The 500-nt window shown below is 64.6% G+C and carries 1 protein-coding gene; it reads right to left on the reverse strand.

Annotation, left to right across the window (positions count from 1 at the left end):
* The coding region (locus AC5RWX_RS34240; RefSeq protein WP_494100568.1) for a HAMP domain-containing protein at window positions 1–500 on the reverse strand (500 nt) is incomplete at both ends.

Consider the following 500-nt stretch of genomic DNA (forward strand, 5'->3'; position numbering starts at 1 on the left):
GAGTGCGCAGCTCATGGGAGGCGTCTGCTACAAACTGGCGCACCTTCGTTTCGCTCTTCTGCCGCGCCTGCAGCGCGTTCGCCACGTTCTCCAGCATGAGGTTAAGAGCGTGCCCAACGCTGCCGACTTCCGTTCCCTGGTTGGAGTTCGACGGCGGCACGCGCACCGCAAGCGCCACCTCGCCGGCGTCCAGGGGCAGCTGCGAAACCCGGGTAGCCACCTCCGAGAGCTGCTCGAGAGGTTTCATGGTGCGGCGGATGAGGACTGTGCCTACCAGCCCGGTCAGCAACAGGCCGCCGAGCGAGACGAAGACAAAGGTCCACACGAGGGAAGCGAGCGTGCTTTCCTTGCCTGCAAGGGGGAGTCCCGTCACCAGAACATCGCCGAAGCTGGTCTTCACCGCTATCAGCCGGTAAGCCCCGTTCGAGAGCGTCCGGTCCACGGGTTGCATGCCTGTAGCCAGTGCCAACAGCGTCTGCTTGTCCTCGGCCGACAGTGCG

The sequence above is a fragment of the Arthrobacter sp. SPT-J7 genome, assembly GCF_059089965.1.